The 651-nt window shown below is 28.4% G+C and carries 1 pseudogene; it reads right to left on the bottom strand.

Features of this window, described 5'->3' with window-relative positions:
- Window positions 1-307: pseudogene (locus tag AJ884_RS01440) on the bottom strand (hypothetical protein); the annotation flags it as partial.
- Between the last annotated feature and the right edge of the window lie 344 nt (window positions 308-651).

A 651-nucleotide genomic window follows, 5' to 3' on the forward strand; every position in this document is an offset into this window, starting at 1 on the left:
CCATATAAATTTGACCATTAACTTGACCTGTATTTTCAAAGGTGTTAACAGTGATGGTTCCTGCAAAACCTTGATCATGTTCTACAGCTACCTTACCGTTAATAGTTCCTTTATTGGTAAGATTAGTAAGAGTAAGAGTGTTGTTACCACTAGCATGGGCATAGATGATTTTATTGTTATTACCTATATTACCTAGAGTTCCATTTTTTTCAATTGTTATAGAATGAGGACCTTTATCGGTAGTTTCTATTTTATCACCATGGGGACCGTTTATAGTCGTATCAATTTTAGCTTGAGCATTATACATACCCGCTGCTGATCTAGCTTTAGTATTTTTATTTGCTTCATCATAAGTTTTTATTTCAGGAGTAAGTGTAGCATTAGCACAACTCGCTAAGAAAGAAATAGTAGCTAAAGATAAAACTATCTTTTTAGAATTTAAACAGGGTTCTTTAATCCCCCCCCCCCGTAGACACCTTACTTGAAATAATATTTTTACTCAAATATTTTTCTCCTTCCTTATTTAAAATGATTTATTTTGAAATTAATTTCATATTATTTATTTTTTAATAATAATATAAAATATAAAAATAAAATAGCGGAATAATAAAATATTTAAACTTAAAGTATAATTAAATACTGATTATTATA

This window comes from Campylobacter sp. BCW_6463 (assembly GCF_001762785.1).
Lineage (GTDB): Bacteria > Campylobacterota > Campylobacteria > Campylobacterales > Campylobacteraceae > Campylobacter_D > Campylobacter_D jejuni.